Genomic DNA, 18,409 nt, shown 5'->3' on the forward strand with positions numbered 1-18,409 from the left:
CCTTGTTGCACGCCTGCACAGCGCACACGCTCAGAAGCATGCAGAATCCCGGCACATGAACATCATCATCCTGGACGACTATCAGGACGCCGTGCGCAAGCTCAAGTGCGCGGCGATGCTCGAGCCCTATCAGGCCAAGGTCTTCACCAACACGGTCAAGGGCATCGGCCAGTTGTCGGTGCGGCTGCGCGACGCCGATGTGCTGGTGCTGATCCGGGAACGCACGCAATTCCCGCGGCAGCTGCTGGAAAAACTGCCCCGCCTGAAACTCATTTCCCAGACAGGCCGGGCCGGCCCCCACATCGACATCGAGGCCTGCACGCGCCTGGGCATTGCCGTGGCCGAGGGCGTGGGCTCCCCCGTGGCACCCGCCGAACTGACCTGGGCCCTGATCATGGCAGCCATGCGCCGGCTGCCGCAGTACATCGGCAACCTCAAGCACGGGGCCTGGCAGCAATCAGGCCTGAAAGCGGCGTCCATGCCGCCCAACTTCGGCCTGGGGATGGTGCTCAAGGGCAAGACGCTGGGTGTGTGGGGTTACGGCAAGATCGGCCAGCTCGTCGCCGGCTATGGCCGGGCCTTCGGGATGAAGGTGCTGGTGTGGGGCAGCGAGGCCTCACGCCAGCGTGCCCAGTCGGATGGCTTCGATGCTGCCTTCAGCCGCGAAGCCCTGTTCGAGGCCAGCGACGTGCTGTCATTGCACCTGCGCCTGGTGCCCGAGACCCGCGGCATCGTGAAGCTGGACGACCTGCTGCGCATGAAGCCCACCTCCCTGTTCGTCAACACCTCGCGGGCCGAGCTGCTGGAGGACAACGCGCTGGTGAGCGGGCTGAACAAGGGCCGGCCAGGCATGGCAGCCGTCGACGTCTATGAGGCTGAACCCCCTCTGCCCGGCCACCCGTTGCTGCGGCTTGAGAACGCGGTGTGCACGCCGCACATCGGCTACGTCGAGCAAGACAGCTATGAGCTCTATTTCGGTGCGGCCTTCCAGAACGTCATCCAGTTCATCCAGGGTCAGCCCACGAACCTGGTCAACCCCGACGCACTCAAGGTCTTTCGGGGATGAACACGGCCAGCCATCCGCTGGGCCCGACCCGACGGGCCCTGTTGATGGGCAATTTCGTCATCGGTTGTGGCGTGATGGTGGTGGCCGGCACGCTCAACGACATGGCAGCCTCGCTGCAGGTGTCGGTCGCCGTGGCCGGACAGCTCATCGCCATCGCTGCCGTGGTGATGGGTGTGGGGGCTCCACTGCTGGCGGTGTGGGTGTCCGGCTGGGATCGGCGTCGCCTCCTGGTGGCCGCGTTGGTCTGGTACGGCCTGGGCCATGCCCTGAGCGCGCTGATGCCCGACTATGGCACCCTGTGGCCCGTGCGGGCCCTGACCATGCTGGCGGCGGCGGTCTTCACCCCGCAGGCGGCAGCGGCCATCGGGCACATGGCCGCCCCCGCTGAGCGCGGGCGCAGCATCACGACGGTTTTCCTGGGCTGGGCGCTGGCCTCGGTCCTGGGCATGCCGCTCAATGCCTGGGTGGGTGAAACCTACGGCTGGCGCGTGGCCATGGGGGGCGTCGCGGTGCTGGCGCTCGTGACGGCGGCCGTGGTGTACCGCAGCATGCCAGCAGGCATCCAGCCGCCGGGGCTGAGCCTGCGAGCCTGGCGAGGCGTGATCGCCAACCCGGTCCTCATGGCCATGGTCGGTGTGACGGCCCTGGCCGGGGCCGGCCAGTTCACGGTGTTCTCCTACTTTGCGCCCTACTTCCGCGACGTCATGCAGGCCACCCCTGCCGAACTCGCCCTGGTGTTCGGCTGGTTCGGCCTTTTCGGGCTTGCGGGCAACCTCGCACTGTCGCGGCAGGTGGATCGCATGGGCGCCCATCGGGCCGTGGCCTGGCTGCTGGCGTTGATCCTGGTCAGCCTTGCGCTATGGCCGATGGCCCGCAGCGTGGGGGCCATGCTGCTGGTGCTGGTGCCCTGGGGGCTGGGCTGCATGGCCTCCAACTCGGCGCAGCAGGCACGCCTGGGTCATGTGGCCCCCCTGCTGGCGCCTGCCCTGATGGCCCTGAACACCTCGGCCATCTACCTTGGACAGGCTGTGGGTGCTGCCGGTGGAGGGTGGCTGGTCAGCCACGGCGACTACGGCCATCTGCACTGGGTGGGGCTGCTGCTGGTGGGGGCCGCCCTGGCCCTGAGCCTGTGGGCGGCTCGCGCCTGCGCACGGGGCGCTGTGCTTCCGGCGCCCCACTGAAACACCCTGAGCCTGCAGGCCGTCGTTGTCAGACGGCCAGGGCGCTTTGCAGCAGGTCGGGCAGAGGCCGGATCGCCCTCAGTTCGTCTGGCGCAGCGTCCGCCCCATCCCCAGTCCACATCCATGGATCGTGGAAGCGCACCTCCGTGCGCCCGTCGGCCCCCCGCACCACGTCGATCTGCAAGGGCAGTTCGATGTCCGCGGCGTGTTCACCCATCATCACAGGCGTCACGCCGCCGGAGAATCCCAGCACCAGCGTCGCCTCCCGTTGTTCACCGGAAGCCCGTTTCGCAAAAACGACCAACCCGTGAGAGGACGCTGCCGCCTCGATTTTCGAGACGGTTTCCTCGACATCGTAGGGGCTCACCATGGCGTGGCGGCCAGACCGCTCCAGGGCTTGTTCAGGTTTGGCGCGGGCCAGGTTCGACCCCATGGCGGCCATCACGACGGCGACGCAGCCGGTCATCCACAAGCGCAGCGGGGTGCGGCGGGACGTGGAACGTGGCATGGACTCCTCCTTCCGTCTTGAACAGAACAACGACACCGCAGGGCGCAGCGTCGTACTGGACAACAGCGGTGTTTTTACAACGAAACGAGGGGCTGTGCGTGAATTTTGATTGACAGGCTGGTGTTTTTACAATTAGCGACTTGTGTGCCCAGGCGGCTGCACGTCAGTCGTGCTTCGTGCCGAAGATCTTGTCCCCCGCATCCCCCAGCCCCGGGATGATGTACCCCTGTTCGTTCAGGTGGCTGTCGATGGCCGCCGTCCAGCAGCGCACGTCCGGGTGGGCCGTGTCCAGAGCCTTCACGCCCTCCGGCGCGGCCACGAGCACCAGCGCCCGGATGTCCTGGCAGCCCTTGCGCTTGAGCAGGTCGATGGTGGCGTTCATGGAGCCCGCGGTGGCCAGCATGGGGTCGATGATGAGCGCTGTGCGCGCCCCCAGGTCGCCCACGAAATTCTCGAAGTAGTGTTCCGGCTGCAGGGTGTCGTGGTTGCGCGAAAGGCCGACCACGCTGATCTTGGCGTTGGGGATCATGTCCAGCACCCCGTCGAGCATGCCGATGCCCGCCCGCAACACCGGTACCACCGTCACCTTCTTGCCCTTGATGCGGTCCACCGCGGTGGGCCCGCTCCAGCATTCCAGCGTCACCTTCTCCAGCGGGAAGTCCGCCGTGGCCTCGTAGGCCAGCAAACGGGCGACCTCGGACGTGAGCTCGCGGAATTTCTTGGTGGAAATATCGGCCTCTCGCAGGAGACCGATCTTGTGCTTGACGAGGGGGTGCTGGACTTCGATGACAGGCATGGCAGGAACCGAGGAGGAAAGAGGCAGACGCCAGTGTAGCGAGCGCTGCCGCCGGGTCCTGCGCAACCTCAGCGGCGCTGCCTCAAGGCCTCGTAGAGGCAGATGCCGCTGGCCACCGACACGTTCAGGCTTTCAACCGCGCCGCGCATCGGGATGGACACCAGCTCGTCGCAGGTCTTGCGCGTGAGCTGCCGCATGCCCGGCCCCTCGGCCCCGAGCACCAAGGCGACCGGCCCCTTCAGATCGACGTCATAGACGGTCCTGGGCGCATCCTCGGCGGTGCCGATGATCCAGATGCTGCGCTCCTTCAGCTCGCCCAGCGTACGGGCCAGGTTGGTCACCATGAAGTAAGGCATCGTCTCCGCCGCACCGCTGGCCACCTTGGCCACCGTCGCGTTCAGGCCCACAGCGTGGTCCTTGGGTGCGATCACCGCATGCGCACCGGCCCCGTCGGCGACACGCAGGCAGGCCCCAAGGTTGTGCGGATCGGTCACGCCGTCGAGCACCAGCAACAGTGGCGGCTCGTTCAGCGTGTCGAGCAGGTCGTCCAGCGAGCGCGCCTGGGCGACGGTCTGCACCCGCGCCACCACGCCCTGGTGGCGATGCGTGCCGCACAGACGCTGCAGACGTTCGTCATCACTGTCGATCAGACGTGCGCCTGCTTCCTGGGCGCGGGCGACGAACTGGCGCATGCGCTGGTCGCGCCGGCTGGCATCCACGTGGATGTCGAGGATGGACTGGGGAGCGGTCTTCAGCCGCACCGTGACGGCATGGAAGCCGAAAAGGATCTTGGGTGAGCTCACGACCGCATCCTCAGGCTGCCAGAGCCGCCGCCGCAAGGCGTCCGGCCTCGATGCGGATCTGCCGATCACAGCGCTGCGCAATGCTTCGGTCATGGGTCACCAGCACGAGTGTGGTGCCGCGTTCCCGGTTGAGCGCAAACATCAGCTCCATGACGGTTTCGCCCGTGGCGAAGTCCAGGCTGCCGGTGGGCTCGTCGGCCAGCAGCAGCTCAGGCTCCACCACGAAGGCCCGCGCCAGGGCGACGCGCTGCTGCTCGCCGCCCGAGAGAACCCGGGGATAGTGCCCCAGCCTCTCACCCAGCCCCACCCGCTGCAGCATGGCCGTGGCGCGCGCTCGTGCATCGGATCGCCCTTGCAACTCCAGCGGCAGCATCACGTTCTCGAGGGCAGTGAGGTTGGCCATCAGCTGAAAGCTCTGAAATACGAAGCCCACCTTGGCCGCACGCACCTCGGCGCGCCGGTCCTCGTCCAGGGCGAACAGGTCGATGCCGTCCAGCCTCACCGTCCCTTCGCTGGGCGTGTCCAAGCCCGCGATGATGGACAGGAGGGTGGACTTGCCAGAGCCGGAAGCCCCCACGATGGCCACCGATTCCCTTGGCGCCAGTGCGAAATCGATATCGTGGAGAATCGTCAGCGTGCCGGTGGAGTCGGCCACCCGTTTGGTGACGTGCTCCACGGCGATGATGGGTTGGGTCATGATGATGCGCTTGTTTGAACGACGCCACTTTATCGCGTGCCTGGCGGTCCTGGCGGTTGCCGGGTTTTCTGCGAGCCCGGTGCGTGCGGAGGCGCCTGCCCGCATCCTCGTCGTCGGCGACAGCATGTCTGCCGAGTACGGACTCACGCGCGGCAGCGGCTGGGTCGCCCTCCTCGAGGACAGGCTGAAGCGTGAACGCTTCGCCGGTGTGGTGATCAATGCGAGCATCAGCGGGGATACCTCGGCCGGGGGACGCTCGCGCCTGCCGGCCCTGCTGCGCCAGCACCAGCCGACGCACGTGGTGATCGAACTCGGCGGCAACGACGCCTTGCGCGGTCTGCCACTGGAGTCGACCGAGCGCAACCTGTCCGACATGGTGAAGGCCAGTCAGGATGCCGGCGCCCGGGTGCTGCTGGTGGGCATCCAGGTCCCCCCCAACTATGGCCGCGCCTACACGGAGCGCTTTGCATCCATCTTCGAGACCGTCGCTGCTCAGCACAAGGTCCCCCTGGTGCCCTTTCTGCTCAAGGGTGTGGCAGACATTCCCGATGCGGCCAAGTACTTCCAGGCTGATCGCATCCATCCGAACGAATCAGCTCAGCCCGTGCTGCTGGATAACGTCTGGCCGAGCTTGAGGCGTCTGCTCGTTCGCTGAATGCATTGCGCGGCCCGGGTGACAATCGGGCCATGCCTGTCCTGTCCATCACCCCTGCCGGGGCCCTGGCCCGCTGGTCCGATTTCGACGACGTCGTTGACGCCCGTTCACCGGCCGAGTACGCCGAAGACCGTTTGCCCAGCGCCATCAACTGGCCGTCCCTGAACGACGAGGAGCGCCGCATCGTGGGCACTTGCTACAAGCAGGTGTCGGCCTTCGAGGCGCGCAAGATCGGCGCCGCGTTCGTCGCCCGCAACATCGCCGCCCACATCGAACGCGAAGTGCAGGGCAAGCCCAAGGATTGGGAACCCCTGCTGTACTGCTGGCGGGGCGGGCAGCGCTCCGGGTCGCTGGCGCTGGTGCTGGGACAGATCGGGTTCCGGGTGCATCTGCTGGAAGGCGGCTACAAGGCATGGCGGCGCCAGGTGGTGCAAGACCTGGACCTCCTGCCCCAGCGCTTCGAGTGGCGGGTGCTGTGCGGCCGCACCGGCTCAGGCAAGAGCCGCCTGTTGCAGTCGCTCCAGGCCGCCGGCGCCCAGGTGCTCGACCTGGAGCGGTTGGCCGAGCATCGGGGGTCGGTGCTGGGTCTGCTGCCTGGGCAGCCCCAACCGGCGCAAAAACAATTCGAACACCGCATCTGGGAAGCGCTGCACAAGATGGATCCGGGCCGACCGGTCTACGTGGAAAGCGAAAGCCGCAAGATCGGCAGCCTTCAGGTGCCGGCCCGACTGATCGAGTGCATGCGCAGCAGCGATTGCCTGCACGTGGAGCTCGAATTGCCCGAGCGCATCGCGCTGTTGATGGAGGACTACGACTTCTTCGTACGCGACGTCGAAGCCTTGTGCCGTCAGCTCGATCACCTCGTCGCCCTGCGGGGGAGAGCGGTGGTGGAGCGCTGGAAGCAGCTGGCCCGTGCAGGCCGGGTGGCCGAGATGGTCGAGGCGCTGCTCGTGGAGCACTACGACCCCAACTACCTTGCCTCCACGCAGCGCAACTTTGCACGGTTCGGGCAGGCTGTTGCCGTCAACCCGGGGGCGGGTTCACAGGAAGCCTTCGACAGGCTTGCGCGCGAACTCGCCGGCCCGGGCAACGGCCATCAGGGCCTCAGCCCATGTGCAGCCCGCCATTGATGGAGAAGTCGGCGCCTGTGGCAAAGCCGGAATCGTCTGAGGCAATCCAGGCCACGATGGAGGCAATTTCTTCGGGCGTCCCCAGACGCTTGACGGGAATGGTCGCCACGATTTTCTCGAGCACCTCCGGCTTGATGGCGCGCACCATGTCGGTGCCGATGTACCCCGGGCTCACGGTATTCACCGTCACCCCTTTGGCCGCCAGTTCCTGCGCCAGAGCCATGGTGAAGCCATGCATGCCTGCCTTGGCCGCCGAATAGTTGGTCTGACCGGCTTGACCCTTTTCGCCGTTGACAGACGAGATCTGGATGATCCGGCCCCAGCCGCGTTCCACCATGTCAGGCACCACCTGCTTGGTGACGTTGAACATGCTGTTGAGGTTGGTATCGATCACCGCATGCCAGTCCTCGGGCGACATCTTCAGGAACATGCGGTCACGCGTGATGCCAGCGTTATTGACCAGCACGTCGATCGGGCCGTGCTCTGCCTTGGCCTTCGAAAAGGCTTCCACGGTGGAATCCCAGTCGGCCACATTGCCCACCGAGGCGTAGAAGGTATAGCCCTGCTCCTTCTGCTGGTCCAGCCACTTCTGGAAGTCACGGCTGGGCCCGCAGCCGGCAATGACCTTGTATCCGCCCTTGGCCAGGCGTTGGCAGATCGCCGTGCCGATGCCGCCCATGCCGCCGGTGACGTATGCGACTTTCTGACTCATGTCTTGCTCCTGATGAATGGTGTGAGGCCCGGAGCCAGAGTTGACCGAAAGGCGGTTGCGGTCAACCCCGGACTCTCCCTGTGCATCCGGGCCGGAACAGGGAATCTCAGCGTTCGACCGTCAATGCAACCCCCATGCCGCCCCCGATGCACAGCGAGGCGATGCCCTTGCGCGCATCACGGCGCTGCATCTCGTGCAGCAGCGTGACCAGGATGCGACAGCCCGAAGCTCCGATGGGATGGCCGATGGCAATGGCCCCGCCGTTGACGTTGACCTTGCTCGTGTCCCATCCCATTTCCTTGTGGACTGCACAGGCCTGTGCGGCAAAGGCTTCGTTGATTTCCAGCAAGTCCAGGTCGGCCGGCTTCCAGCCAGCGCGTTCCAGCGCCTTGCGCGCCGCCGGCACCGGGCCCATGCCCATCAGCGCCGGGTCGAGCCCTGCGCTGGCGTAGGAGGCGATACGCGCCAGGGGCTGCAGGCCGAGCTGGTCTGCCTTTCTGGCGCTCATCACCACCACGGCGGCGGCACCGTCGTTCAGGCCTGAGGCATTGCCCGCTGTCACGCTGCCGGCCTTGTCGAAGGCCGGGCGCAACCCCGCGAGAGCTTCGGCGCTGGTCTTGCGATTGATGAACTCGTCGGTGTCAAAAACCAACGGGTCACCCTTCTTCTGCGGAATGTGGACGGCGACGATCTCGTCCTTGAATCGGCCTGCATCCTGGGCCGCTGCGGCTTTCTGCTGGGAGGCCAGGGCCAGGGCATCCTGCTCCTCACGGCCGATGCCGTACTTCTTCGCCACGTTCTCGGCAGTGATGCCCATGTGATACTGGTTGTAGACGTCCCACAGGCCATCGGTGATCATGGAGTCGATCATCTTCCAGTCGCCCATGCGTTGGCCGTCACGCGAGCCCAGCAGCACGTGCGGCGACAGGCTCATGCTTTCCTGCCCGCCGGCGACCACGATCTCGGCGTCGCCGTCGCGGATGGCCTGGGCGGCCAGCATCACCGCCTTCAGGCCCGAGCCACACACCTTGTTGATGGTCATGGCCGGCACAGCCTGGGGAAGCCCCGCCTTGATGACGGCCTGACGCGCCGGGTTCTGGCCACACCCGGCCTGAAGCACCTGGCCCATGATGACCTCGCTCACCTGCTCACCCGTCAGTCGCGCACGGCGCAGGGCCTCGGCGATGACGGTGGCACCCAGGTCTGCGGCCGGGATTTTGGCCAGCGCGCCGCCGAACTTGCCCACCGCCGTGCGGGCGGCTGAAACGATGACGATGTCGCTCATGACGTTCTCCTTCATTGAAATCACGGATCAAGCCTTGGCCTTGACATAGCGGCCCGGAGCCGGCTCGATGGGCTTGTAGCGGCGGTTGCCCTGGGCTCTGGGCGCTGGCACCTGTTTGCCGGCGTGCGCCTTGAGCCAGTCGGACCACCTGGTCCACCAGCTGCCCGGATGCTCCTTGGCCCCGGAGAGCCACGCTTCGGGGTCGGTGGGCAGCCTGGCATTCGTCCAATGGCTGCGCTTGTTCTTGGCCGGCGGATTGATCACCCCGGCAATGTGCCCGGACGCCCCCAGGACGAACTGCTTCTTGCCTTTGAGCACCTGGGTCGAAGCGTAGGCCCCCTTCCACGGCACGATATGGTCCTCGCGTGACCCGTAGATGAACGCTGGCGCCTTGATACTGCCCAGGTCCACGGGCTGTCCGCACACCGTGACCTTGCCCGGCACGACGAGGTTGTTCTCGAGGTAGGTATTGCGCAGGTACCAGCAGTACATCGGCCCGGGCAGATTCGTGCTGTCGGAGTTCCAGTAGAGCAGGTCGAAGGGCGGCGGCGTTTCACCCTTGAGGTAGTTGCCGACCACATAGTTCCACACCAGGTCGTTCGGTCGAAGGAACGAAAAGGTGGCCGCCAGCTCCTGGCCCTTGAGCAGTCCGGGCCCGGTGGGGGACTGTGCGCCGATGGTGAGCTCGCGCATCTGCACGGCCGCCTCATCCACGAAGATGTCGATCACGCCGGTGTCGCTGAAATCGAGGAAGGACGTCAGCAAGGTGAGGCTGTTCGAGACCTGTTCGCCCCGGGCGGCCAAGACCGCGAGCGCCGTGGCCAGGATGGTGCCGCCGATGCAAAAGCCCAGTGTGTTGATCTCCTCCCGTCCCGAGACCTCCTGCACCACACGCACCGCCCGGATGGCGCCGTCTTCGATGTAGTCGTCCCATGTGAGGGCGGCCATGCTCTGATCGGCGTTGCGCCAGCTGACCACGAACACACGGTGTCCCTGCTCCACGGCGTAGCGGATGAGCGAGTTGTCGGGCTGCAGATCCAGGATGTAGTACTTGTTGATGCACGGGGGCACGATCAGCAAGGGCCGTTCGTACACCTGGGCCGTCAACGGTTTGTACTCGATGAGCTGGAAGATTTCATTCTCGAAGATCACCGATCCCTCGGTGGTGGCCACGTTGCGACCGACCTCGAAGACACTTTCGTCGGTCTGCGACATATGGCCCTGCCGGAGGTCTGCCAGAAGATGCTGCAGCCCGTGGGCAATGCTTTCGCCCTGCGTCTCGAGGGCCCTGCGCTGGGCTTCGGGGTTGAAGGCCAGAAAATTGCTCGGCGCCGTGGCGTCGATCCACTGCTGGACCGCGAATCGCAATCGGGCACGCGTCTTTTCATCCCCGTCGACGCTGTCGGCCAGGTTCATCAAGGTGCGCGCATTGAGCAGGTAGACCGAGGCGATGTAGGCCGCCATGGGGTTGTCCGACCATTCTTTTGCGGCAAAGCGCCGATCTGCTGGCTTGAGTGCCCCATCACCTCCGGTGCCGATCAGGCCGTTCCAGATGGCCGTGGCCTCCTTGAGGTAATCCGCCTGCAGAGCAGCGAGCCGATCGGCGGGGATGCTCAACCGCGCCAGGGCGGCCATGGCTTCCCCGACGTTCTCTCCGAAAGCCTGGGCGGGGTCGTGGTCACGCGGCGTGGGTTGCTTCATCTGCTCCTCGGTGGTTCTGATTGGCGCACTGTCGAACACTGCATTTGTACACCGACCCGGCACCGAAACCGGACATACCGCAGCCCCCATAATTGGCGTTTGCTTTTTTGCTTGACGCAGGCCAAGGCGGCGCCCCGGCCTTGCAAGCCCAGTGCCCGATGTATCTTGTTGCAATCGCCTGGCTGTACGTGGCTCTGATGATGGCGGTGGCCGAAGCCACCAGCACCCAGGGCACGGTCATTGGCGCGGTCTTCACCTTCTTGCTCTATGGCCTGGGTCCGGTCTCGCTCGTGATGTACCTGCTGGGCACACCGGCCCGGCGAAGGGCTCGCCGAGCGTTCGAGCAGCAGCTGGAAGCCCAGGCCACCGAAAGGACTGGGTCACCCGAGCCAGACCAGGGCGGCCATGCGCCCGGTGCGCCCGTCGCGCCGGTACGAAAAGAACCGTGAGGCGTCCTCGACGGTGCAGGCAGGCTCTGCGCTGATCTCGGTCACACCGCACTGGCTCAGGCGGTCGCGCGCCAGCCCCTGAAGATCGGCCCACCACTTCCCGGGCCGCTCGCCGGGCTTGAAGTGGGTGTCAGCCCCCGGTTGCCCGCGCAGGAACGCTGCGCGAACCTCCTCACCCACTTCGAAGCGCCGCGGCCCGATGCACGGCCCCAGCCACGCGACCAGATCCGAGGGTCGCGCATCCGCAGCGTCGGCGAGGGACGCCACCGTCCGCTCGACCACCCCTCCCGCCAGGCCACGCCAGCCGGCATGCGCCGCCCCCACGCCCCGCCCCTGGCGGTGCGCAAGCAGCACCGGCAGACAATCGGCCACCATGATGGTGCAGGCCAGCCCCGGTACGGTGGTGATGGCCGCATCGGCGGTCAGAGGGCCCGCCACCGATGTGCGATCGTCCAGTCGCACCACCTCGGTGCCATGCACCTGGTGAAGATAGATCGCGCGAACGCCCAGCGCCTGCGTGAGTTGGGCACGGTGCCGCGCCACGGTCGCAGGGTCGTCGCCGACATGGTCGCCCAGGTTGAAGCCGCAAAAAGGCGGCAAGCTGGCCCCGCCCTCACGGGTGGTCATCGCGGACTGGACACCCGCTGGCGCCGACCATGCTGGACGGTACCACGGCGTGGTGGCCATCAGCTTTGTGCGTCCGGGCAGCTCGAAGGCTGGGCTGCCTGGAACGCGGGGTGCTGCATGCAGTGGTCGAACACCCGCATCACCGTCGGAACATGGTCGAGCCTGCAGTCGAAGCGCTGGGCGTTGAAGATCTGCGGGACCAGGACACAGTCTGCCAGCGTCGGCGCATCGCCATGGCAGTACGCACCCGTGGCTGCGGAGCCGGCGAGCTGGCGCTCCACCGCTTCCAGCCCCGACTCCACCCAGTGGCGATACCAAGCATTCTTGGCCTCTTCCGACACGCTCATCTGGTGCACGAGGTACCGCAGCACGCGCAGGTTGTTCAGTGGATGGATCTCGCAGGCGATGTCCTGGGCCAGCGCACGCACGCGGGCGCGGCCCAGGGGGTCGGCCGGCAGCAAGGCAGGCTCAGGGTGGGTTTCGTCCAGATATTCAATGATGGCCAGCGACTGGCTGAGATGCCGACCTTCGACCTCCAGCAGCGGCACCAGACGCTCGGGCGAGATCGCGGCAAACGCCGGCGCAAGCTGTTCGTTCTTGACCAGGTGAACCGGCACATAGTCGTAGGACAGCCCCTTGAGCTCGAGCGCAATGCGCACCCGGAACGACGCCGAGGAGCGGAAATAGTTGTAGAGCTTCATGCCACCCGTCATCCCACCATGCGCACCTGCAACTCGGGCAGACCATCGATCCTGCCTACCAGCAGATCACCGACCGCCACCGGGCCCACGCCTTCGGGCGTGCCGGTGAAGATGAGGTCTCCGGGCGCCAGGGTCCAAGCCGCCGACAGGTGTTCGATGACCTCCGCCACGCTCCAGATGAGCTTGCTGGTGCGGCTGGACTGACGCACTTCGCCATTGACGCGCAGTTCGATTCCGGCGTCCAGGACGCTGCCGGCCTGCGCTGCCGGGACGATGGGGCCGATGGGGGCAGATTCCTCGAAAGCCTTGCCGATGCACCAGGGCCGACCCTGCTTCTTCATGTCGTTCTGCAGATCACGTCGCGTCATGTCCAGCCCCGCGGCATAGCCCCAGACATGGTCCAGCGCCTGGGCCGCCGGGATGTTGCGCCCGCCTTTGCCAATGGCCACCACCAGCTCCATTTCATGGTGCAGATTGGCGGTGAGCCCCGGGTAATGCATCTGCCCGGTGGTGCCGGCATCAACCGGCACGATGACGTCTGCGGGCTTGAGGAAAAAGAAAGGGGCCTCACGGCCGGTGTGCCCCATCTCGATCGCATGCTCGACATAATTGCGACCAACGCAATAGATGCGGTGCACCGGAAAAGTGTCACTGCTGCCGGCAACGGGCACTCGGGGAATGGCAGGGGCGGCAAAGACGTCGGACAAGGGAAACTCCTGAGAACTTCAAAGCCGCATGCTACACCGCATGGCCTGCGGCGTCGCAGGGCCCCACGCTACACTGCCGCCCATGCTCCACGCCCGCCACATCAAGCACTGCCGAGCCTGCGGTTCAGAGGTGGACTATCTGGTCCCCGCGGACGACAACCGCGAGCGTGCGGTGTGCCCGGCCTGCGGCACCGTTCATTACGTCAACCCGCTCAACGTGGTGGGCACCGTGCCAGTCTGGCAAGACCGCGTCCTGCTCTGTCGCCGCAACATCGAGCCCCGCTACGGCCTGTGGACTCTGCCGGCGGGGTTCATGGAACTGGGCGAAACCACCGAGCAGGGAGCGGTGCGCGAGACCGACGAGGAGGCTGGCGCTCGAGTCGAACTGGAAGGCTTGTTCGCCGTCCTGAACGTGGTCCGGGTCGGTCAGGTTCATCTGTTTTATCGGGCTCGCCTGCTGGATACCGATTTCCACCCCGGGCCGGAGTCCATTGAGGTCAGGCTCTTCGAGGAGAGCCAGGTTCCCTGGGACGAGCTGGCTTTCCGCACCGTGCGAGAAACGCTGTTGCGCTACTTCGAGGATCGTCGTCGCGGGCAGTTTCGCCTCCACACCGCCGATATCGCCTGAGCTCCACCTGCGCCGTCCATGTCCGACGCCCCCACCGCCGCCGCTTCTGCCCCCTCCCCGATTGGCGCAGCCGCTGAACGCGCTGCGCGGCTGCGTGAGGACCTCGTTCATGCCGACCCGTTGCTGGACTGCCTGATCGAAGTCTGCCGGTTGCACGGGCAATCAGCCACCCGTGCCAGCCTGTCGGCCGGCCTGCCCTTGCCTGAAGGACGCCTGTCGCTGTCGCTGGTGGAGCGGGCCGCCTCACGCGCGGGCATGGCCTGCAAACTGCAAAGGCGCACGCTGGCCGATATTGACACGGTATTGTTGCCAGCCATCCTGCTGCTCAAGGGCGACGAAGCCTGCGTCTTGCTCGGCTGGGACGACAGCGGCGATCATGCTCGCGTACTGCTCCCTGAATCGGGCCAGGGCGCGGTGAGCTTCACACGCGCCGAGCTGGAAGCACGATACAGCGGCCTTGCACTGTTCGTCAGACCCCATTTCCGGTTCGACGCGCGCACCCCCCCGGTGCGTCCCGCGCGCACTCAGCACTGGTTCTGGGGGGCGGTGATCGACCAGCGTTTCGTGTATCGGGATGTGCTCTGGGCGGCGCTGCTGATCAACCTGTTCGCGCTGGTGTTCCCGTTGTTCGCGATGAATGTGTACGACCGGGTGGTCCCCAACCAGGCCGTGGAGACGCTCTGGGCCCTGGCCATCGGCGTCACGCTGGTGATCGGCGCCGACTTGCTGATGCGTGGTCTGCGCGGGCGCTTCATCGACGAGGCCAGCGCGCGCATCGACGTGCAGATCTCGGCCACGCTGATGGAGCGTGTGCTTGGCCTGCGCATGGAAAACCGCCCCGAATCGGTGGGTTCGATGGCGGCAAACCTGCGCAGTTTCGAGCAGGTGCGGGACTTCATCGCGTCATCGACCGTGACGGCGCTGATCGACCTGCCATTTGCGATCCTGTTCATCGTGCTGATCGCGTGGATTTCCCCGTGGCTGGTGCTGCCCGTCCTGGTGTCCGTGGGGGTGGTGCTGCTCCTGGCCTACACCTTGCAGAGCCGACTGCACGCCTTGGCCGAACAGACCTACCGCGCCAGCGCGATGCGCAACGCCACGCTGGTGGAGAGCTTGACGGGCCTGGAAACCATCAAGACCCAGGCTGCGGAAAGTGTCGTCCAGAACCGTTGGGAACGTGCCAACGCACACCTTGCCGCCCTGAACGTGCGCATGCGCAGGTTGTCGGCTTCGGCACTGCATGGAACTGCCAGCGTCCAACAATTCGTCTCGGTGGTCATCATCCTGATCGGGGTGTACCTCATCGGCCAGCGCGAGCTGACCATGGGGGGGCTCATCGCATGCACCATGCTGGCCTCGCGTGCGCTCGGTCCGGCGGGCCAGATCGTCGGTCTGCTGATGCAGTACCAGGGGGCACGCACGGCGCTGGAATCGCTGAACAAGATCATGGAACAGCCTGTCGAACGACCGGCTGGTGCGCACTATGTGCAGCGCAAGGAGTTCAAAGGCGAAATCGAGTTTCGTGCAGTGAAGTTCGCCTATCCGAATCGGCAGGACAACGCGCTGGATGGCGTGAGCTTCAAGGTGGCGCCTGGAGATCGCGTTGCGCTGATCGGTCGGGTGGGATCAGGCAAGTCCACGATCGAGAAGCTGATCCTGGGCTTGTACCGCCCCACCGAAGGCTCGGTGCTGATCGACGGCATCGATGTGAGGCAGCTGGACCCGGCCGATGTGCGCCGTAACGTCGCCTGCGTCTCGCAGGACGTGACGCTGTTCTATGGCACGCTGCGGGAAAACATCACCCTGGGGCTGCCCTACGCCGATGACTCTACCCTGCTTGCGGCCGCCGAAGTCGCCGGCCTGCTGGAGTTCGTCAATCGTCACCCCCTGGGCTTCGACATGATGGTGGGAGAGCGCGGCGAGTCACTCTCTGGAGGCCAGCGTCAGGCGGTCGGCATCGCGCGGGCCGTCCTGCACAACTCCCCCGTGCTGCTGCTCGACGAGCCGACCAGCGCCATGGATTTCTCCAGCGAGGCGCACATCAACGCCCAGATCAGCCGCTTCGCCCAGGGCAAGACGGTGGTGCTGGTCACGCACCGCACTTCACTGCTGTCACTGGCCACGCGCGTGATCGTCGTCGATGCGGGCAAGATCGTCGCCGACGGGCCGCGAGACCGCATCCTTGAAGCGCTGTCCACAGGCAAGATCGCGAGGGCGGCATGATGCGGCGCTGGATGAGTTGGTGGCGATCGCAGACCGGCTTGCGCGAAGGCGAAGAGGGATCACGCAGCTTCCGTGGCTTCGAGTTCGAGGCGGACGAAGTCATGAGCCGCCGTGCCACGCACCGGGCGCAACGCATCGTGCGGCTGGCCTTGGTGATTGTGGTGGTGTTGCTGGTGTGGGCCTCGCTGGCCCGCGTGGATGAGGTCACCCGGGGTGAAGGCCGGGTGATCCCGTCGCGCCAGCTGCAGGTGGTGCAATCGCTGGACGGAGGGGTGGTCGCCGAGATCCTGGTGCGTGAGGGCCAGGTGGTCGAGCCGGGGCAGCTTCTGCTGCGAATCGACGAGACGCGTGCCGTGTCGGGCGTCAACGAGAGCCGGGCTCAGGCCTTCGCCTTGCGTGCGCGTGAGGCCCGGTTGCGCTCGCTGGTCGAAGGCACCCCCTTCGCGCCGCCGCAACCGGCAGCCGGCAACGCCGAAGAGGCGAGGATCGTCGAGGAGGAGCGTCGCTTGCTCGAGGCGCGTCAGGCGGAGCTGCGCAACCTCCTTTCCATCAACCAGCAGCAGCTGTTGCAACGTCAGCAGGAACTGGCCGAGATGCGTGCACGCCTCAGCACCGCTCAGCAGGGGCTCAACCTCGCTCAACAGGAGCTCAACAAGACGCGGCCTCTCCTGGCCTCCGGTGCGGTGTCGGAGGTGGACGTGCTCAGGCTCGAGCGCGACGTGGCTCGTTTTCGCGGAGAGGCCGAACAGGCCAGCGCGCAGATCGCCAGGGTCCAGGCCGCGATCGGTGAGGCGCAGCGCAAGATCCAGGAGACCGAGATCGGCTTCCGCAACGAGGCACGCAGGGAGCTCTCCGAGCTCCTTGGCACGCTGGCGGCCCTGAACGAAAGCACCGTTGCGCTGGCCGACCGTGTGGACAAGACATCGGTGCGCTCCCCCGTGCGAGGCACCGTGCAACGCCTTCTGGCCAACACCGTGGGCGGCGTGATCCAGCCGGGTCGCGACATTGTGGAGATCGTGCCCCTGGATGATGCCCTCCTGCTCGAAGCGCGCGTGCTGCCCAAGGACATCGCCTTCATCCGGCCCGGTCAGGAAGCCGTCGTCAAGTTCACGGCCTATGATTTCGCTGTGTACGGCGGCCTCAGCGGCAAGGTCGAGAACATCAGCCCGGACACGGTGGTCGATGAGCGTGGCAACGCCTTCTACGTGATCCGCGTGCGCACCGACCGGCCGGCATTCAGCGAGCAATTGCCCATCCTCCCCGGGATGACCGCCGAAGTTGACATCCTGACCGGCAACAAGACCGTGCTCAGCTACCTGCTCAAGCCCATCCTGCGGGCCAAGTCAGTCGCTCTCACCGAGCGTTGAGAAGCGCACAGCCCACCGGCTTCACTCGTCACAAAAAGGCCGGATCAATCGTGATTCCGTGACGGCATTCACAAAAACTGGCTCAGTCTGCGAGTTTCTGCAGGTCCGTGGTCTTTCAGCCCTCGCATGGATCCACCTGAGTGCGGGGGCTTGGCACAAATCCTGGAAATCAGCCCCGCTTTCGTGCGCAAGATCACGAATCGATGGACATCCTCGTGTCAATTTGTGAAAGCGATTTGACTATGCTGGAGCCATGGGTTCTGTCGCCCAATGAACTCTCAAGGACTCCACATGGCCAGCTCCCCCGCCCCGATCATCGGCACTGTTTCCACACTGATCGGCCAAGCGTTCGTTCGAGAAGCGAACGGACAGATGCGACCCTTGCGTCTCGGAGACGTCATCAGGGAAGGTGACGTGGTGGTGCTGGCCGATGGCGCCCAGCTCGAAATTCAGGATGAAGCGGGGGCCACCTATGTGCCACGGGAGGGAGAGGCCCTGACGGCTGCGGCGCTGATGCCCACACACGACGTCAAGGCGGCCACCGTCGTGGCGTCGGAAGACATCGATCGGGTCATCGCCTCGCTGGAGCCTGGCGCCACGGGGGGGCAGGATGGCCCCGCTGCCGGCCTCACAGCCGACGCAGGCGGTGACGGCATGACGCCGGGTCTGCGCGTGGAACGGATCGTGGAGGAAGTTGGTTCGCGCGAGCCGACTCCGCCTGCCACAGGACTGTCGGCACTCGCCCCGGAGCGCCTTGATGCGCTGGCTGCTGATGCGGTCAGTACCGTGCCGGGCAATCCGACCACACCATCCGACCTGATCCCTCCTCAAGTCAGCATCACACCGAGCAACCCTCTGCTGTCTGCGGGTGAATCCACCACCGTGACCTTCGAGTTCACGGAGCCCATTGCCGGCTTCGGGCTCGGCGGGGTCACTGTCACCGGAGGCTCCCTGAGCGGGTTGACTCAGACGGGACCGACCACGTGGACAGCTGTTTTCACACAGGCGGGCACTGAACAGCCGTCTATCACCATTGGCGCAGGGGCTTACACCGACCTGGCGGGCAATGCAGGTGGCGGAGCCCATCTGACCCTGGCCGCCGACACGGCCGCACCCTCCCTGACCATCACCGCCGCCGACCCCCTGCTGGCCGCCGGCGAGTCCACCACGGTG

Annotated in this window: 19 protein-coding genes; 9 read left to right on the forward strand and 10 right to left on the reverse strand. The window is 65.9% G+C overall.

Going from position 1 to position 18,409, the window contains the following annotated elements; genetic code table 11:
* Positions 1-55 precede the first annotated feature (55 nt).
* Both C1704_RS09430 and C1704_RS09435 read left to right on the forward strand, forming a co-directional pair.
* The gene (locus C1704_RS09430; RefSeq protein WP_104302460.1) at positions 56-1,066 is read left to right on the forward strand and encodes a D-2-hydroxyacid dehydrogenase family protein; all 1,011 of its coding nucleotides are present in this window, start codon (positions 56-58) and stop codon (positions 1,064-1,066) included.
* Complete coding sequence (locus C1704_RS09435; RefSeq protein WP_104302461.1) at positions 1,063-2,247, forward strand: MFS transporter; 1,185 nt, start codon at positions 1,063-1,065, stop codon at positions 2,245-2,247. The genes C1704_RS09430 and C1704_RS09435 overlap by 4 nt, the downstream gene beginning before the upstream one ends.
* A gap of 28 nt (positions 2,248-2,275) precedes the next feature.
* On the opposite strand, the gene C1704_RS09440 is transcribed toward C1704_RS09435, so the two are convergent.
* The 4 genes from C1704_RS09440 to C1704_RS09455 all read right to left on the reverse strand — a co-directional run bounded on the left by C1704_RS09440 (position 2,276) and on the right by C1704_RS09455 (position 5,051).
* Entirely contained in the window at positions 2,276-2,755 is a 480-nt protein-coding gene (locus C1704_RS09440; protein WP_104302462.1) for a DUF302 domain-containing protein, read from the reverse strand.
* Between the two features lie 163 nt (positions 2,756-2,918).
* Complete coding sequence (gene upp / locus C1704_RS09445) at positions 2,919-3,551, reverse strand: uracil phosphoribosyltransferase (RefSeq protein WP_104302463.1); 633 nt, start codon at positions 3,549-3,551, stop codon at positions 2,919-2,921.
* Between the two features lie 68 nt (positions 3,552-3,619).
* The gene (gene rlmB, locus C1704_RS09450; RefSeq protein WP_104302496.1) at positions 3,620-4,354 is read right to left on the reverse strand and encodes a 23S rRNA (guanosine(2251)-2'-O)-methyltransferase RlmB; all 735 of its coding nucleotides are present in this window, start codon (positions 4,352-4,354) and stop codon (positions 3,620-3,622) included.
* A 10-nt stretch (positions 4,355-4,364) separates the two neighbouring features.
* Positions 4,365-5,051 carry an ABC transporter ATP-binding protein gene (locus C1704_RS09455; protein WP_104302464.1) on the reverse strand — a complete coding sequence of 229 codons (687 nt, stop codon included), beginning with the start codon at positions 5,049-5,051 and terminating at the stop codon, positions 4,365-4,367.
* On the opposite strand from C1704_RS09455, the gene C1704_RS09460 reads away from it, so the two are divergent.
* Positions 5,050-5,706 carry an arylesterase gene (locus C1704_RS09460; RefSeq protein WP_104302465.1) on the forward strand — a complete coding sequence of 219 codons (657 nt, stop codon included), beginning with the start codon at positions 5,050-5,052 and terminating at the stop codon, positions 5,704-5,706. The two genes, C1704_RS09455 and C1704_RS09460, sit on opposite strands and share 2 nt — an antisense overlap.
* Before the next feature lie 32 nt (positions 5,707-5,738).
* Entirely contained in the window at positions 5,739-6,836 is a 1,098-nt protein-coding gene (gene mnmH, locus C1704_RS09465; RefSeq protein WP_104302466.1) for a tRNA 2-selenouridine(34) synthase MnmH, read from the forward strand.
* On the opposite strand, the gene phbB is transcribed toward mnmH, so the two are convergent.
* The 3 genes from phbB to phaC form a co-directional block, all read right to left on the reverse strand.
* Complete coding sequence (gene phbB / locus C1704_RS09470) at positions 6,811-7,548, reverse strand: acetoacetyl-CoA reductase (protein ID WP_104302467.1); 738 nt, start codon at positions 7,546-7,548, stop codon at positions 6,811-6,813. The genes mnmH and phbB overlap by 26 nt on opposite strands.
* A gap of 106 nt (positions 7,549-7,654) precedes the next feature.
* The gene (locus C1704_RS09475) at positions 7,655-8,833 is read right to left on the reverse strand and encodes an acetyl-CoA C-acetyltransferase (RefSeq protein ID WP_104302468.1); all 1,179 of its coding nucleotides are present in this window, start codon (positions 8,831-8,833) and stop codon (positions 7,655-7,657) included.
* A 27-nt stretch (positions 8,834-8,860) separates the two neighbouring features.
* A complete protein-coding gene (phaC, locus tag C1704_RS09480; RefSeq protein WP_211286910.1) occupies positions 8,861-10,534 on the reverse strand; it encodes a class I poly(R)-hydroxyalkanoic acid synthase in 1,674 nt (557 codons plus the stop codon).
* 158 nt (positions 10,535-10,692) lie between these two features.
* On the opposite strand from phaC, the gene C1704_RS09485 reads away from it, so the two are divergent.
* Positions 10,693-10,983 carry a hypothetical protein gene (locus tag C1704_RS09485; RefSeq protein ID WP_104302470.1) on the forward strand — a complete coding sequence of 97 codons (291 nt, stop codon included), beginning with the start codon at positions 10,693-10,695 and terminating at the stop codon, positions 10,981-10,983.
* Here C1704_RS09485 and pgeF read toward each other — a convergent pair.
* From pgeF to C1704_RS09500, 3 genes are read right to left on the reverse strand one after another with little or no spacing between them, the layout of a single operon-like run.
* Positions 10,915-11,610, reverse strand: coding sequence for a peptidoglycan editing factor PgeF (pgeF, locus tag C1704_RS09490; protein WP_245876435.1), 696 nt, complete (start codon positions 11,608-11,610; stop codon positions 10,915-10,917). The two genes, C1704_RS09485 and pgeF, sit on opposite strands and share 69 nt — an antisense overlap.
* A 59-nt stretch (positions 11,611-11,669) precedes the next feature.
* Positions 11,670-12,311: a maleylacetoacetate isomerase gene (gene maiA / locus C1704_RS09495; RefSeq protein WP_104302472.1), complete on the reverse strand. Its 642-nt coding sequence runs from the start codon at positions 12,309-12,311 to the stop codon at positions 11,670-11,672.
* A gap of 8 nt (positions 12,312-12,319) precedes the next feature.
* A complete protein-coding gene (locus tag C1704_RS09500) occupies positions 12,320-13,018 on the reverse strand; it encodes a fumarylacetoacetate hydrolase family protein (protein ID WP_104302473.1) in 699 nt (232 codons plus the stop codon).
* A gap of 82 nt (positions 13,019-13,100) precedes the next feature.
* On the opposite strand from C1704_RS09500, the gene C1704_RS09505 reads away from it, so the two are divergent.
* The 4 genes from C1704_RS09505 to C1704_RS17470 form a co-directional block, all read left to right on the forward strand.
* Positions 13,101-13,646 carry an NUDIX hydrolase gene (locus tag C1704_RS09505; RefSeq protein WP_104302474.1) on the forward strand — a complete coding sequence of 182 codons (546 nt, stop codon included), beginning with the start codon at positions 13,101-13,103 and terminating at the stop codon, positions 13,644-13,646.
* Between the two features lie 18 nt (positions 13,647-13,664).
* Positions 13,665-15,869, forward strand: a complete 2,205-nt coding sequence (locus tag C1704_RS09510; protein WP_104302475.1) for a type I secretion system permease/ATPase — start codon at positions 13,665-13,667, stop codon at positions 15,867-15,869.
* An 11-nt stretch (positions 15,870-15,880) separates the two neighbouring features.
* Positions 15,881-17,236, forward strand: coding sequence for an HlyD family type I secretion periplasmic adaptor subunit (locus C1704_RS09515; protein ID WP_245876436.1), 1,356 nt, complete (start codon positions 15,881-15,883; stop codon positions 17,234-17,236).
* Positions 17,237-17,527: 291 nt separating this feature from the next.
* Positions 17,528-18,409, forward strand: an 882-nt coding sequence (locus C1704_RS17470) for a retention module-containing protein (RefSeq protein ID WP_170064664.1), incomplete at its 3' end; no start/stop codon positions are given.

Origin of the sequence: Caldimonas caldifontis, assembly GCF_002930615.1 — a bacterium.
Taxonomy (GTDB): domain Bacteria; phylum Pseudomonadota; class Gammaproteobacteria; order Burkholderiales; family Burkholderiaceae_C; genus Caldimonas; species Caldimonas caldifontis.